Origin of the sequence: Mesorhizobium loti R88b (assembly GCF_013170845.1) — a bacterium.
GTDB classification, from domain to species: Bacteria; Pseudomonadota; Alphaproteobacteria; order Rhizobiales; family Rhizobiaceae; genus Mesorhizobium; species Mesorhizobium loti_B.
Genome location: NZ_CP033367.1, coordinates 1231497 through 1244595, shown reverse-complemented (window position 1 = coordinate 1244595; position 13099 = coordinate 1231497). Strand labels below are relative to the sequence as shown.

The 13099-nt window shown below is 63.0% G+C and carries 14 protein-coding genes; 3 read left to right on the top strand and 11 right to left on the bottom strand.

Going from position 1 to position 13099, the window contains the following annotated elements; translation table 11 throughout:
* Positions 1-26: 26 nt before the first annotated feature.
* A complete protein-coding gene (locus tag EB235_RS06015) occupies positions 27-563 on the bottom strand; it encodes a L,D-transpeptidase family protein (protein ID WP_171878169.1) in 537 nt (178 codons plus the stop codon).
* Between the two features lie 144 nt (positions 564-707).
* On the opposite strand from EB235_RS06015, the gene EB235_RS06010 reads away from it, so the two are divergent.
* Entirely contained in the window at positions 708-1391 is a 684-nt protein-coding gene (locus EB235_RS06010; RefSeq protein WP_010912284.1) for a response regulator transcription factor, read from the top strand.
* A 122-nt stretch (positions 1392-1513) separates the two neighbouring features.
* Positions 1514-1969 carry a cyclic nucleotide-binding domain-containing protein gene (locus EB235_RS06005; protein ID WP_027031869.1) on the top strand — a complete coding sequence of 152 codons (456 nt, stop codon included), beginning with the start codon at positions 1514-1516 and terminating at the stop codon, positions 1967-1969.
* Between the two features lie 192 nt (positions 1970-2161).
* On the opposite strand, the gene EB235_RS06000 is transcribed toward EB235_RS06005, so the two are convergent.
* From EB235_RS06000 to tesB, 7 genes are all read right to left on the bottom strand, one after another.
* The gene (locus EB235_RS06000; RefSeq protein ID WP_027031870.1) at positions 2162-2968 is read right to left on the bottom strand and encodes an exodeoxyribonuclease III; all 807 of its coding nucleotides are present in this window, start codon (positions 2966-2968) and stop codon (positions 2162-2164) included.
* A gap of 169 nt (positions 2969-3137) precedes the next feature.
* Entirely contained in the window at positions 3138-3818 is a 681-nt protein-coding gene (locus EB235_RS05995; protein ID WP_027031871.1) for an outer membrane lipoprotein carrier protein LolA, read from the bottom strand.
* 143 nt (positions 3819-3961) lie between these two features.
* On the bottom strand, positions 3962-6625 hold the full coding sequence (locus tag EB235_RS05990; protein ID WP_027031872.1) for a DNA translocase FtsK: 2664 nt from the start codon (positions 6623-6625) through the stop codon (positions 3962-3964).
* A 210-nt stretch (positions 6626-6835) separates the two neighbouring features.
* Positions 6836-7114: a hypothetical protein gene (locus EB235_RS05985; protein ID WP_027031873.1), complete on the bottom strand. Its 279-nt coding sequence runs from the start codon at positions 7112-7114 to the stop codon at positions 6836-6838.
* A gap of 323 nt (positions 7115-7437) precedes the next feature.
* Complete coding sequence (locus EB235_RS05980; RefSeq protein WP_430515882.1) at positions 7438-8781, bottom strand: ammonium transporter; 1344 nt, start codon at positions 8779-8781, stop codon at positions 7438-7440.
* A gap of 49 nt (positions 8782-8830) precedes the next feature.
* Positions 8831-9169, bottom strand: coding sequence for a P-II family nitrogen regulator (locus tag EB235_RS05975; RefSeq protein ID WP_027031875.1), 339 nt, complete (start codon positions 9167-9169; stop codon positions 8831-8833).
* A gap of 217 nt (positions 9170-9386) precedes the next feature.
* The gene (gene tesB, locus EB235_RS05970; RefSeq protein ID WP_027031876.1) at positions 9387-10262 is read right to left on the bottom strand and encodes an acyl-CoA thioesterase II; all 876 of its coding nucleotides are present in this window, start codon (positions 10260-10262) and stop codon (positions 9387-9389) included.
* 106 nt (positions 10263-10368) lie between these two features.
* On the opposite strand from tesB, the gene EB235_RS05965 reads away from it, so the two are divergent.
* Positions 10369-11622, top strand: a complete 1254-nt coding sequence (locus EB235_RS05965) for a ubiquinone biosynthesis hydroxylase (protein WP_171878168.1) — start codon at positions 10369-10371, stop codon at positions 11620-11622.
* 14 nt (positions 11623-11636) lie between these two features.
* On the opposite strand, the gene EB235_RS05960 is transcribed toward EB235_RS05965, so the two are convergent.
* From EB235_RS05960 to EB235_RS05950, 3 genes are all read right to left on the bottom strand, one after another.
* Positions 11637-12164, bottom strand: a complete 528-nt coding sequence (locus EB235_RS05960) for a hypothetical protein (RefSeq protein WP_027031878.1) — start codon at positions 12162-12164, stop codon at positions 11637-11639.
* A gap of 152 nt (positions 12165-12316) precedes the next feature.
* A complete protein-coding gene (locus EB235_RS05955) occupies positions 12317-12673 on the bottom strand; it encodes a YciI family protein (protein WP_027031879.1) in 357 nt (118 codons plus the stop codon).
* Positions 12670-12897, bottom strand: a complete 228-nt coding sequence (locus EB235_RS05950) for a hypothetical protein (RefSeq protein ID WP_027031880.1) — start codon at positions 12895-12897, stop codon at positions 12670-12672. Before EB235_RS05950 ends, EB235_RS05955 begins: the two co-directional genes overlap by 4 nt.
* Between the last annotated feature and the right edge of the window lie 202 nt (positions 12898-13099).

The window sequence follows — 13099 nt, the reverse complement described above, 5'->3', positions numbered from 1 at the left end:
TAGGCATCGGAAGAGAGCCCTACTGCCTACCTCACCACTCTCACCACCGTCCGATCCGACAGCAATGGCAGCAGCCGCGCCATGGTCCGCGCGGTCACCGCGACGCAGCCTTGCGTCGGCGTGAAACCGGGGCGCGCCAGGTGGAAGAAGATGGCGCTGCCACGCCCACGGCGGCGCGGCGAAATGTTCCAGTCGAGCACCAGGCAGGCATCATAGAGCCGGTCGTCGCGCCGCATGCGTTCGTGGCTGGCGCCATAGGGGATCTTGACCGGCCGGTTGTAGTTGCGGTCGTCCGGCACCTCGCACCAGCCGAGATCGGGTCCGATCGGCGTCATCGCCAGCCGCGTCCGGCGGCCACCGGCAAACTGATCTCCCCGGAAATAACCCGACAGGATCCGCATCGAGCCGAGCGGCGTGGCGCCATCGCCCTCGCGCTTGTCGGCCGAGATGCCACCCCACCCCAGCGCACAGGCAAACACCGTTTTCCCGGCCTGCAGCAGGCCCTGGGTTGGATGGCCCGGCCTTGCCCGCACGGTCAGCAAACGCAGCCCTTTTACCAAAATTGCGCCGGCTGCATTGCGATCGCGTTTTTTCTTGTATGATCGTGCCACGGAACAAATCACTGTGATCGGCTATTGTGTACGCCAGCTTCCGCATAAATACGCAGCGGTCAACTGAATTCACTTTTCAAAACAACGGATTGATCCATGACTTCACGCACCATTCTGATCGTCGACGACGATGACGACCTGCGCGGCACACTGGTCGAGCAACTTGCCCTCTACGAGGAATTCGACGTGCTGCAGGAAGCGACCGCGGCAAAAGGCGTCACCGCGGCACGCGGCGGCCTCATCGACCTGCTCATCATGGATGTCGGCCTGCCCGACATGGATGGCCGCGAGGCGGTGAAGATCCTGCGCAAGGGCGGCTACAAGGCGCCCATCATCATGCTGACCGGCCACGACACCGATTCGGACACGATTCTGGGTCTAGAGGCCGGCGCCAACGACTATGTGACGAAGCCGTTCCGCTTCGCGGTGCTGTTGGCGCGCATCCGCGCCCAGCTGCGCCAGCATGAGCAGAGCGAGGACGCCACCTTCTCGGTCGGCCCCTACACCTTCAAGCCCAGCCAGAAGCTGCTCATCGACCCGCGTGGCGGCAAGGTGCGGCTGACGGAGAAGGAAGCCTCGATCATCAAATATCTCTATCGCGCCGACCAGAAGGTGGTGACGCGCGACGTGCTGCTCGAGGAGGTCTGGGGCTACAATTCCGGCGTCACCACGCACACGCTGGAAACCCACGTCTACCGGCTGCGCCAGAAGATCGAGCGCGATCCTTCCAATGCGGAAATTCTTGTGACAGAAAGCGGCGGCTACAAGCTGGTTCCTTAAACATTTCATTATCCAATATGCGGTCTGGGCGGGACCGCTTTCGGGTGCGGTCCTGTGGAGAGGGATTCGGGATCTACTCGTGAAGGAGGGATTGGACTGACCGTTCGGGGACGCAGCTAGAGATGGCGCTGGATGACGACATCCGCATCCTGTCCGCCGTGAAGCTCTTCCAGGGTTTCACGCAGGAACAGCTGCGTCTGCTCGCCTTCGGCGCCGAGAACACCCTGCTGCAAGCCAACCACAAGCTTTACCGCGAGGACGATGAGGCCGATTCGGCCTATGTCGTGGTCAGCGGACGCATCGTGCTCTATCGCGAGCAAACTGGCGAGCGCATCCCGATCGGCACCGCCGGCCCCGGCACAATCCTGAGCGAACTGGCGTTGATCGCCGACAGCAACCGGCTGACCAGCGCCTCGGCCGAAATCGACTCCGAAGTGATCAGGCTGAGCCGCAAGATGTTCCGCCGCATCCTGGAGGAATATCCCGAAGTCGCGGTGAAACTCCACGAGCGCATTTCCGAGGAATTCCAGACCATGATCCGCCGCATCGAGAAACTGGCGCCGCGGTTTTCGGGGTGAGTGCGGACCCATCTCAGCCGAGACGCTGGGTATGTCGAGATTCAGGTCAGGCCGAGTCGAAAATGGCTGATACCGAGAACCGGAGCGGAGCGTACTTTTCGTACGTGAGCACCGTTCTACTGCGACGCAGTAGAACGGGGAAGCGGAGGTATCGGCCATTTGCAGGCCGGCCTCACCTGAATATCGGCATACCTAATCCAGGTCGAAGCGCGCGATGACCGGCACATGGTCCGACGGCCGTTCCCAGCCGCGCGCCGCCCTCAGGATCTCGTAGCCGGCGAAATCGGGCACCAAATTGGGCGATGACCAGACATGGTCGAGCCGCCGGCCGCGATTGGAGGCTTCCCAATCCTGCGCGCGATAACTCCACCAGGTGTAGAGCTTCTGCTCCAGGGGCACGTTGAGCCGCATCAGGTCGACCCAGTCGCCGGCCAACCGCATCGCCTCGAAGTTTTCAGTCTCGACCGGCGTGTGGCTGACCACGTTGAGCAATTGCTTGTGCGACCAGACGTCGTGCTCGAGCGGCGCGATGTTGAGATCGCCGACCAGCACCGAGGCGGACACCTCGCTGTGCTCGGCGCGGATGACGTTCATCTCGGCGACGAAATCGAGCTTGTGCTTGAACTTCTTGCTGATCTCGGGATTGGGTTCGTCACCACCCGCCGGAACGTAGAAATTGTGGACGAGGATCGTCTTGCCGCCGGCCTGCACCGTCACCGACAGATGCCGGCTGTCCTCGATCTCGCAGAAGCGGCGCTTTTCGACCAGCTCAATCGGCCGCCGCGCAACCGTCGCCACGCCGTGATAGCCCTTCTGGCCATGAAAGGCGATGTGCTGGTAGCCGAGCCTGCGGAACGCCTTTTCGGGAAACAGCTCATCGGGAACTTTCGTTTCCTGCAGGCAGAGCACATCGGGGGCGTACTCATCCAACAGGCGCTCGACGATCGGCATGCGCAGGCGGACGGAGTTGATGTTCCAGGTGGCAATCGAAAAAGGCATTGGCAGTCCAAGACAGCGTGCGGCCAGCCAGGACCGATAGGCCCTGACAGAGAAGACGCCTTTTGAGGGGTCAGTCCGGAAACTGCCAGCCGAAGGCCCCAAAGACAAGGCGGGTCGCGCCTTGTGAGGCGCAGCCCGGTTCTTTCCACAGCTATTGGAGCAATTGGTTCTACCGCGTCTTGGTGTTCAGCTCGCGGTTGGCCGTATAGTCGATGGCAAAAGTGTCGGCGGCGAAGCTGACGCCTTCCTTGGTGTTGAAGATCATCACCGTGGTGTCCTTGCCCTGGGCGTCGGTGATCGTCCACTGGCGCAGGTCATAGGTTTTCGGGTCGAACATCATGGTGATCATGGCATTGCCGAACACCGACTTGTCGGAGAGCTTGATGGTGGTGAGGTCGTCCTCTTCCTTGACGCTCTTGACGCGGTCGCCGGAGAGGTCGATGCGGTCGTCGAGCAGCAGCTTCAGCGGCGTCTTCGACAGCGGATAGAGATCCGAAGTGTTCATTTTCTTGTTGAGAATGACCACCGACTTGCCGTCGGAAATCACCTTGAAGTTCGAGGCGCCATCATAGTTGAAGCGGATCTTGCCCGGCCGCTCGAGGAAGAACTTGCCGCCGGTCTGCTCGCCCTTGGGGCCGAACTGCACGAATTCCCCGCTCATCGATTTCACCGACGAAAAATGGTCGGCGATTTTCTGCGCGGCGGCAGGCACGGCCGCCTGCGCCGAGGCCAGCAATTCGAAGCCGGGCACCACATTGAGTGCGGCGGCACCCACGGCGACAAGGCCGAGGCCAAGCAGCTGGCGGCGGGTCGGGGCGAAATTGCCGAGTGCGGAAAGATCGTTTTTCATGGCGGTCACTCTCGTGGTGATTCCTGTATCTGTCGTTGTTCTGAGCCCCCAGTTGGGCTGAAGTTTGGCGGATACCCGCTTCAACGCGCTGCAAGGTTCAGGTTCAACGCGCCGCAAGGTTCAAGGTTGCGGCCGGCTTCCCATCAGAATTTGTCGTCTTCGGTCGGCACCAGGATCTCGCGTTTGCCGGCATGATTGGCGGCGCCGACAATGCCCTCCTTCTCCATCTTCTCGATGATCGAGGCGGCCCTGTTATAGCCGATGCCGAGCCGGCGCTGGATGTAGCTGGTGGAGGCCTTGCCGTCGCGCAACACCACGGCCACCGCCTGGTCATACGGGTCGTCGGAATCGTCCAGATTGCTGTTGGCGCCACCGCCGCCGGTCCCGCCCTTGCCGGACGGCTCGTCATCGTCCTCGTCGTCATCCTCGGTGATGGCATCGAGATATTCCGGCACGCCCTGCAGCTTCAGATGCGCGACGATCTTTTCGACCTCCTCGTCGGCGACGAAGGGGCCGTGCACGCGCTGGATACGGCCGCCGCCGGCCATGTAGAGCATGTCGCCCATGCCGAGCAGCTGCTCGGCGCCCTGCTCGCCCAGAATGGTGCGGCTGTCGATCTTCGACGTCACCTGGAAGGAGATACGGGTCGGGAAGTTGGCCTTGATGGTGCCGGTGATGACGTCGACCGATGGACGTTGCGTGGCCATGATGACATGGATGCCGGCAGCACGCGCCATCTGCGCCAGGCGCTGCACCGCGCCTTCGATGTCTTTGCCGGCGACCATCATCAGGTCGGCCATTTCGTCGATGATGACGACGATGTAGGGCATCGGCTCGAGGTCGAGATCCTCGGTCTCGTAGATCGCCTCGCCCGTCTGGCGGTCGAAGCCGGTCTGCACGGTGCGTGAGATTTTTTCGCCTTTTTTCTCGGCCTGCTGGACCCGGGCGTTGAAGCCGTCGATGTTGCGCACGCCGACCTTGGACATCTTGCGGTAGCGGTCCTCCATCTCCCGCACGGTCCATTTCAGCGCCACCACCGCCTTCTTGGGATCGGTAACGACGGGCGTCAGAAGATGCGGGATGCCGTCATAGACGGAAAGTTCCAGCATCTTCGGGTCGATCATGATCAGCCGGCATTCCTGCGGCGTCAGCTTGTAGAGCAGCGACAGGATCATGGTGTTGATGGCAACCGACTTGCCCGAGCCGGTGGTGCCGGCGACCAGCACATGCGGCATCTTGGCAATGTCGACGATAACGGCCTCGCCATTGATGGTCTTGCCCAGCGCCAGCGCCAGCTTGGCCTTGGTGGTTTCGAAGTCGCGGCTGGCCAGGATCTCCCTGAGATAGACGGTTTCGCGCTTGGCGTTCGGCAGTTCGATGCCGATGGCGTTGCGGCCGGGCACCACGGCGACGCGGCAGGCGATCGCGCTCATCGAGCGCGCAATGTCGTCGGACAGGCCGATGACGCGCGACGACTTGATGCCGGGCGCCGGCTCAAGTTCATAGAGTGTGACGACAGGGCCGGGACGCACGGCAATGATCTCGCCCTTGACGCCGAAATCCTCCAGCACGCCTTCGAGCAGCCGCGCGTTCTGCTCCAGCGCGTCCTTCGACAGGCTGGCATCGCGCACCACATTCTTGGGCTCGGACAGGAAATGCAGCGACGGCATCTCGAACGTTTCCGAGCCGATCAGCGAGGTCTGCGCCTCGCGCTGGACACGCGCGCCCGGAGCCGGGCGCGGTGCCGGCGCCGCGACGCGGGTCGCGGCATCGGAACGGTACTGCTGCACCTTGGCCGTCGGGGCCGTACGGCGCTGGGTGACGGGCTCGTCGTCGAGATCGATATCCTCGTCGTCGCGGTCGAAGACATCGTCATCGTCCGGATCGACGGAAACACTGCGGTCACTGACCATGGCGGCGAAGAATTCCGGCTCGACGCGGGCGCGACCGTCCTGGCTCACCCGCGATTCAGCGTACTCGGCCGATTCGACCCGTTCGGCGGCGCGCCGCCAGGCGGTGGAGCGCTGCTCCATCTCCGGTTCATACTCTTCCCGCTCCTGCCTGCGGCGCACGGCGCGGCGATGCATCCATGCGCGCAACGAGAGCCACCAATGGGTAATGGCACCCAGCGCCAATATGCCTTCGTCGCCCTCATCCTCGTCATTGTCGAACAGAAGATCGTCCTCGCGCGGTTCCGCCGCGGCCGGTTCTTCCATCACGGCAAAACCGTTCTTGCGCCCGATCAGCGCCGCGCCATAGGCGAACAGCCACAGCGTCGGCGCGGCCAGCAGCACGGCGAGCACGCTGGCAATCAACCCGGTCGGGTAGCCGCCGACAAGGACGCCGGGGATCTTGAGCACCATGTCGCCAAACACGCCGCCAAGGCCGGTCGGCAAAGGCCAGGTCTTGGGCGGAACGATGCAGCCGGCGATCGCGGCGGCGAGCAGCGCGAAACCGAACCAGAACAGCCCGCGCTTGGGCAGCCTGTCGACGCCGCGCGCCGAAAACAGGAGGTAGCCCCAGATGACGGCCGGAACCAGCGCGGCGACCGCGGCAAGCCCGAAGAACTGCATGGCAAGGTCGGAGAACACCGCGCCGGCATAGCCCATGGCATTGGTGACGGTGTTGTTCGTGGCGTGCGAGAAGCTTGGATCGGCAACGTTCCAGGTGGCGAGGCTGGCAACCCCGAAGGCAACAGACAGAAACAGGCCCGCGCCGACCAGCCGGCCGACCTGCCGCCGCGCAAAAGCCTGGATGCCGTGCCCCGTATCGGCCAGCGCGAGCGGTGCTGAAGCCCCTGAACGCATGCTCTTCCCCGTCAGTGATTGCCTGGCCGCAGCGCATGACGCACTCCGGCAGATTCGAGGGCCAGACTAGCTGTGGGAAGGTTAAGGCTGCATTAACTATAAGGCCGCCGGTGACGATCCCTTTGGCATGGAGATCTCCAGGCCACCGTGCACCGCATGAAAACGGCGGGCCCCTAGCCCGCCATCCGTTTGTCCTGGTCAGGCGGCGTGTTACTTGTTGGCGCCGCCGAGCATCTTCACATTGGCGCAGAACTCGGCATGAGGCTTGCTCATCGCCGCGTCCTGGCACTCCTTCATCATGGCGTCCTGCTTGTCCTTCGGCATTGCCATGAAGGCCGCCTTGAACTCTTCCATCGGCTTCATGGTTTTCATGCCCGAATCGGTGAAGAACGGAGACATGTCGTTCGGATCATCGAGGGCGCCCGCCAATGCCACGCCGCTGACCATGGAAAGCGCGAGTGCTCCGAGGCAGATATTCTTGAAGTTCATGAGAAAATTCCTTCCCTGTGTTGTGCACACGAGCGCCTGAACGACGATCGCCTTCACAGTTCGGGGCCAGGACAGTCAATGTTTCCTCGAAAATCTTCTTCACGAGAACGTGATTGCACGCAGTCAGGCATAGTCAGAATGAATTGCCAAAAAAAGAGGCCCGGATGCGATCCGGGCCTCAATGCGTGAACTCCTTGCGGGAGTGTCACGACGGGATTCTTTTCGAAGCCAGGAAATCGTGCAGCGTTTCGGTCTGGCATCGGGAAGGCAAGCAAGGGGCCGGCGGGAGGAGGGTTCCGCCGGCCCCGTAGGCTAAGCTGGCCTTACGGCACCACTTCGCCATGCTGGGAGATGTCGAGGCCCTCGACCTCTTCCTGGGTCGTCGGACGCAGGCCGACCAGCGCCTTGACGATGTAGAGGATCACGAAGGTGGCAACCGCCGTCCACAGGATGGTGAAGGCGATGCCATAGAGCTGCTTGCCAATCGAAGCGTCCTTGCCGAGCGCATTGATCGCCGGATCAGCGAGCACGCCGGTCAGCAACGCGCCGACCACGCCGCCGACGCCATGGACGCCAAAGGCGTCGAGCGAGTCGTCATAGCCGAACATATGCTTCACCTTGACCGCCGAGAGGTAGCAGACCACGCCGGCGACGATGCCGACGATGAAGGCGCCGGTCGGGTTGACGAAGCCGGAAGCAGGCGTCACCGCCACCAGGCCGGCGACAGCACCCGAGATGATGCCGAGCACGGAAGGCTTCTTGGCGACGATCCATTCGGCGAACATCCAGGCCAGCGCCGCCGCGGCGGTGGCGACCTGGGTGTTGAGCATGGCAGCACCGGCGAGGCCGTCAGCCGCCAGTTCCGAACCGGCGTTGAAGCCGAACCAGCCGACCCACAGCAGCGAAGCGCCGATGACCGAATAGACCAGGTTGTGCGGCGCCATGTTGGTGGTGCCATAGCCTTCGCGCTTGCCGAGAACGAGCGCGCAGACGAGACCGGCCACACCGGCGTTGATATGGACGACCGTGCCGCCGGCAAAGTCGAGCACGCCAGCCGCGCCAAGGAAGCCGCCGCCCCAGACCCAATGCGCGATCGGCGCGTAGACGATGAGCAGCCACAGCGCCATGAAGATCAGCAGAGCCGAGAATTTCATGCGCTCGGCAAAGGCGCCGGCAATCAGCGCGGGGGTGATGATGGCGAAGGTCATCTGGAACATCGAGAAGACGAATTCAGGAATGTTCGCCACGCCCGGCAGCCACAGCGTCGAGACGGTGATGCCGTGATGGAAGAACCTTGAAGCGCCGCCGATGTAGTTGTTCAGGCTTGCGGAGTCATTGGTGGAGAAGGCCAGCGAATAGCCGAACATGAACCACAGCACCGTCACCAGGCAGGTGATGGCAAAGCTCTGCATGATGGTGGCGAGCACGTTCTTCTTGCGCACCATGCCGCCGTAGAACAGCGCCAGGCCGGGGATGGTCATCATCAGCACGAGTGCCGTCGAGGTCAGCATCCAGGCGGTATTGCCGGTATCGAGCACCGGGGTGGGGGCAGCAGCCGGCGTTGCCGCGGCTGCGGCGGGAGCTACGGTCTGCGCGAATGCAGAGACCGTGCCCAATGCAGCGAGAGCGAGCGAGCTCAGCGCCGCCACGCGTCCCGTCGTCTTCATGGTGGAAGGTATGTTCATTGAACTCTCCATTGGAATACGTGTTCGCCGCTTACAATGCGTCGGAGTCTGTTTCGCCGGTGCGGATGCGCACCGCCTGCTCGATACCGAAAACAAAGATCTTGCCGTCGCCGATCTGGCCGGTTTTGGCCGCCGCGGTGATGGCTTCGACGGCCTTGTCGACAACGTCTGCAGCGACCGCGACCTCGATCTTGATCTTCGGCAGGAAACTGACCGCGTATTCCGCCCCGCGATAGATTTCCGTATGCCCCTTCTGACGCCCGTAGCCTTTGACTTCGGTGACGGTCAGGCCCTGGATGCCGACGGCGGTAAGCGCTTCGCGTACCTCGTCCAGCTTGAACGGCTTGATGATTGCCATCACGATTTTCATAAGGTTTCACCCTTTGCTGTTGCGGTCCCCCGCGTTTGCACGACTTCACCGATCCCAAAGAGCCGGAGAGTGCTCATCAGGATTCAAGCTCCGTGCCAAGTGCCGAAGCAGGGTGTTAACCGGTTGTAAACAAAGGGATTGAGAGCTACGCCGGCGCAGTCCGCCCGCAGTTGCGGCAAGGCATCTGATTAAATATTAGGCAATTTTCTCAAAATGCCTATTCTGCGGGCGAACGCTTCAGCCGGATCAGACCTTCCTGGGCAACCGAGGCGATCAGCGTGCCGTCGCGGGCAAACAGCGAGCCGCGCGTAAAGCCGCGCGACCCTTGTGTCGACGGGCTGTCTTGCGTGTAGAGCATCCAGTCGTCGAGCGGGTGGCTGCGGTGGAACCACATGGCATGGTCCAGGCTCGCCGCCTGGATATCGCGGTCGAAGATGGCGCGGCCGTGCGCGAAGGTCGAGGTGTCGAGCAGCGTCATGTCGGAGAGATAGGCGAGCACCGCCGCCTGGGTGGCGCGATCGGCCGGTACGGGACCGGTCGTGCGGATCCAGATGTTCTGCTTCGGCTCCAGCTTTTCCCGGCTGGTGTAATGCTTCAGCATCACCGGCTTCATCTCGATCGGCCGGTCGCGCTCCCAGTAACGCTTGATGCCTTCGGGCACAGCCTCCGCGAACTTGCCCAGCAGTTCGCGCTGCGACAGCAATGTTTCCGGTCCAGGCACGTCATGCGGCATCGGCACCTGGTGTTCGAGCCCGATCTCATCCTGCTGGAACGAGGCCTCCAGCGAAAAGATCGCCTGGCCGTGCTGGATCGCCACCACGCGCCGCGTGGTGAAGGACCCGCCATCGCGGATGCGGTCGACCTCGTAGACGATCGGCACCTGGGTATCGCCCGGCCGCATGAAATAACCGTGCAGCGAATGGACATGGCGGTCCGGGTCGACGGTTCGTTGCGCCGCGACCAGCGCCTGGGCGATGGTCTGGCCGCCGAAGACGCGCTGCCAGTCGAGCAAGGGGCTGCGACCACGATACAGATTGTGTTCCAGCTTCTCGAGGTCGAGAATGCCGAGAAGCTCGTCCATGGCCGCCGTCATCTTTCGCGCCCTCGCTAGCGGAAGTGTTATGGCGGTTTCCGACAGGACGGACAGGCAGTCAAGACCGCAATGGTTTGAGATGGCCAGGCAAAAGGAATTCGGAATGATGGAACGCAAGGCGGAAGCGAAGGCAAGGCTCGATGTCCTCGTCGCCGGCGCCGGCTATGTCGGACTGGCCACCGCCGTCTCGCTGAAGCAGGCGCGGCCGGGCCTTGCCGTTGCGCTGGTCGATGCCGCGCCCGCCGGCGCCTGGCAAAGGGATGGCCGTGCCTCGGCCATTGCCGCCGCCGCCTGCCGCATGCTCGACCAGCTCGGCGTCTGGACGGAGATCGCGCCGCAGGCGCAGGCGATCACCGAGATGATCATCACCGATTCGCGCAGCGCCGATCCGGTCCGCCCGGTCTTTCTGACCTTCGGCGGCGAAGTGGCACCGGGCGAGCCGTTCGCGCATATGGTCGCCAACAGGGCGTTGAACGGCGCTTTGCGCGCCAGGGCCGAAAAGCTCGGCATCGACATCATCGAAGGTGTCGCGGTGCAAGGTTTTGAGACCAATGGCGCCGGCATATCGGTGCATCTGGCCGACGGTGACATGCTGACGGCGCGGCTGCTGGTCGCCGCCGACGGCGTCAATTCGAAGCTGCGCGACATGGCTGGCATCAAGACGGTGAAGTGGGACTATGGCCAGTCCGGCATCGTCTGCACCGTGGCGCATGAACGCCCGCATAATGGCCGCGCCGAAGAGCATTTCTTGCCGGCCGGCCCCTTTGCCACGCTGCCGCTCAAGCCGGACGCGGACGGCACCAACCGCTCGTCGATCGTCTGGGTCGAACGCGCGGAAGATGCCAAGGCGCTCGTGGAAGGCGACGATCTCGCCTTCGAGCAGGAACTCGAACAGCGCTTCAGCCTGAAGCTCGGAGAAATCCGTGTTGCCGACAAGCCGCGTGCCTGGCCGCTTGGCCTGACCATCGCGCGCGCCTTCGTCGCACAGCGGATCGCGCTCGCCGGCGACGCCGCGCACGGTATCCACCCGATCGCCGGCCAGGGCCTCAATCTCGGCTTCAAGGATGTCGCGGCACTTGCCGAGGTGATCGTCGAGGCGGACCGGCTCGGCCAGGACATCGGCGCGCTCGACGTGCTCGAGCGTTACCAGCAATGGCGCCGTTTCGACACGGTGCAGATGGGCATCACCACGGATGTGTTGAACCGGCTGTTTTCCAACGACATCACCCCGCTGCGCGCTGTCCGCGACATCGGCCTCGGTCTCGTCGAACGCATGCCGCGCCTGAAGGACTTTTTCATCCGCCAAGCATCGGGGCTGTCAGCCGGGACGCCGAGGCTATTGAAGGGCGAGGCGATCTAGGCGCCCAGGCGATTTCAGTTGACCTCAAAACCGAGCTTCTGCCGCAGCCGCAGCATGCGTTGATCAGCGATCTCAAGCCGCGTCTCGCCGCCCTGGGCAGCCCGGTTGACCATCTGCAGCAGATCGTTGCGCTCGGCGACGTCAAGACGCTGGCGCAGGAACGGCGCCAGCTTGTCGATGACGACAGTGGTGTCGTCGACCTGCGCCGCCGCCCATTTGGCGTAGATCACCGCCTCGTCGGTCTTCTTCTTGTCGGCGATCTCGGAAATGACAGCGCGGATGACGGCCTCGCGCTGCGGCAAAACCGGCCCATTCTCGGAAACGATCGATGTAATCAGCGTCGCGGCGGCCACCACCGGATCGTCGATCGCCGTCAGCGGCGACAGGGCCGCCTGGTTGCGGAGCTTCTTGCGACGGATGTTGCCTTGCACGCGCCCGACAACATCAGCGACCTCCCGCGCGGCCTCGTTCATGGCCTTCATCCGGTACCACCAGAAACCTGCTGCTCCCAGCACGCCAAGGATCGCAATCAGGAAAGGCATGTCGAAATCCCCCGAGAAATCCGCCTGACGATAGAAGAACACTTGCGCTGCTTCAACACGCAAGAGTTGCGGCTGATGAACAAAACCCGGGCCGCCCGTGCAATCCCGAGCGTCCGGGGACCCGTCACCCCTGGCCGATCATGCTGCGGTCTTCATGACCCCGGTATGTCGTAGATCGCCCTGACCTCGATGGTGCCAATTTCGGCCAGCGGAATGCCGGCGGCAATGTCCAGCGCTTCGTCGAGAGTGGCGGCCTCGACCATGATGAAACCGAGCAACTGCTCCTTGGTTTCGGCAAAGGGTCCATCGATGATCAGCCGCTTGCCCTGGCGCCGGCGCACGGTCTTGGCTGTCTTCACCGACTGCAGCGCCTCGGCGACGATCAGCTTGCCCTGCTGATCCAACACCCTGTCATAGGCCAGCGAATCGGCGTCGAGCTTGGCCCCCCTCTCGGCGGTGAGCGCGTAAAGGTCTTTTTCCTCCCCATAGACCAGGCACATATATTTCATTTCCAGCTCCCTTGCTGTGACAAACCATAGGATGCGGTGACGAGCGTGTCAGCCTGGCCCGCGACCGCCGCCGCATGGTCGAGAAGGCATGCCGCGACCCCGATGACGGCCGCAGCCGCCAGCAGCCTGCCGAAGCAAGACGGCGGCGGGTCCAGCCAGAAGTCTTGCTGTCGCTCAAGCCTGCAGCCCGGGCTCTTCCACAGCGCGAAAAACAGATTGTCCATGTGAACCTCCATCCGGCCACAAATCCCATGGCCGCCCGCAGGACGGCCCGGCCGGATGGAAGTCGACATTCTTGCCCGAACATTTTTTCCGGAAAACCCGAATATTTTTCTGGAGGGCCCAAATAGTCATCCGGAGCGAATGAGCCGTCATCGTGCCGTGGTCCAAACAGCGCAGTGGTCTTCGCACACGCCCGCGCTATAG

Bases quoted from the DNA above. Each gene is read 5' to 3' on its own strand.
- EB235_RS06010 (WP_010912284.1), top strand. From the start codon at position 708: ATGACTTCACGCACCATTCTGATCGTCGACGACGATGACGACCTGCGC.
- EB235_RS06005 (WP_027031869.1), top strand. From the start codon at position 1,514: ATGGCGCTGGATGACGACATCCGCATCCTGTCCGCCGTGAAGCTCTTC.
- EB235_RS06000 (WP_027031870.1), bottom strand. From the start codon at position 2,968: ATGCCTTTTTCGATTGCCACCTGGAACATCAACTCCGTCCGCCTGCGC.
- EB235_RS05995 (WP_027031871.1), bottom strand. From the start codon at position 3,818: ATGAAAAACGATCTTTCCGCACTCGGCAATTTCGCCCCGACCCGCCGC.
- EB235_RS05990 (WP_027031872.1), bottom strand. From the start codon at position 6,625: ATGCGTTCAGGGGCTTCAGCACCGCTCGCGCTGGCCGATACGGGGCAC.
- EB235_RS05985 (WP_027031873.1), bottom strand. From the start codon at position 7,114: ATGAACTTCAAGAATATCTGCCTCGGAGCACTCGCGCTTTCCATGGTC.
- EB235_RS05980 (WP_430515882.1), bottom strand. From the start codon at position 8,781: ATGAAGACGACGGGACGCGTGGCGGCGCTGAGCTCGCTCGCTCTCGCT.
- EB235_RS05975 (WP_027031875.1), bottom strand. From the start codon at position 9,169: ATGAAAATCGTGATGGCAATCATCAAGCCGTTCAAGCTGGACGAGGTA.
- tesB (WP_027031876.1), bottom strand. From the start codon at position 10,262: ATGACGGCGGCCATGGACGAGCTTCTCGGCATTCTCGACCTCGAGAAG.
- EB235_RS05965 (WP_171878168.1), top strand. From the start codon at position 10,369: ATGGAACGCAAGGCGGAAGCGAAGGCAAGGCTCGATGTCCTCGTCGCC.
- EB235_RS05960 (WP_027031878.1), bottom strand. From the start codon at position 12,164: ATGCCTTTCCTGATTGCGATCCTTGGCGTGCTGGGAGCAGCAGGTTTC.
- EB235_RS05955 (WP_027031879.1), bottom strand. From the start codon at position 12,673: ATGAAATATATGTGCCTGGTCTATGGGGAGGAAAAAGACCTTTACGCG.
- EB235_RS05950 (WP_027031880.1), bottom strand. From the start codon at position 12,897: ATGGACAATCTGTTTTTCGCGCTGTGGAAGAGCCCGGGCTGCAGGCTT.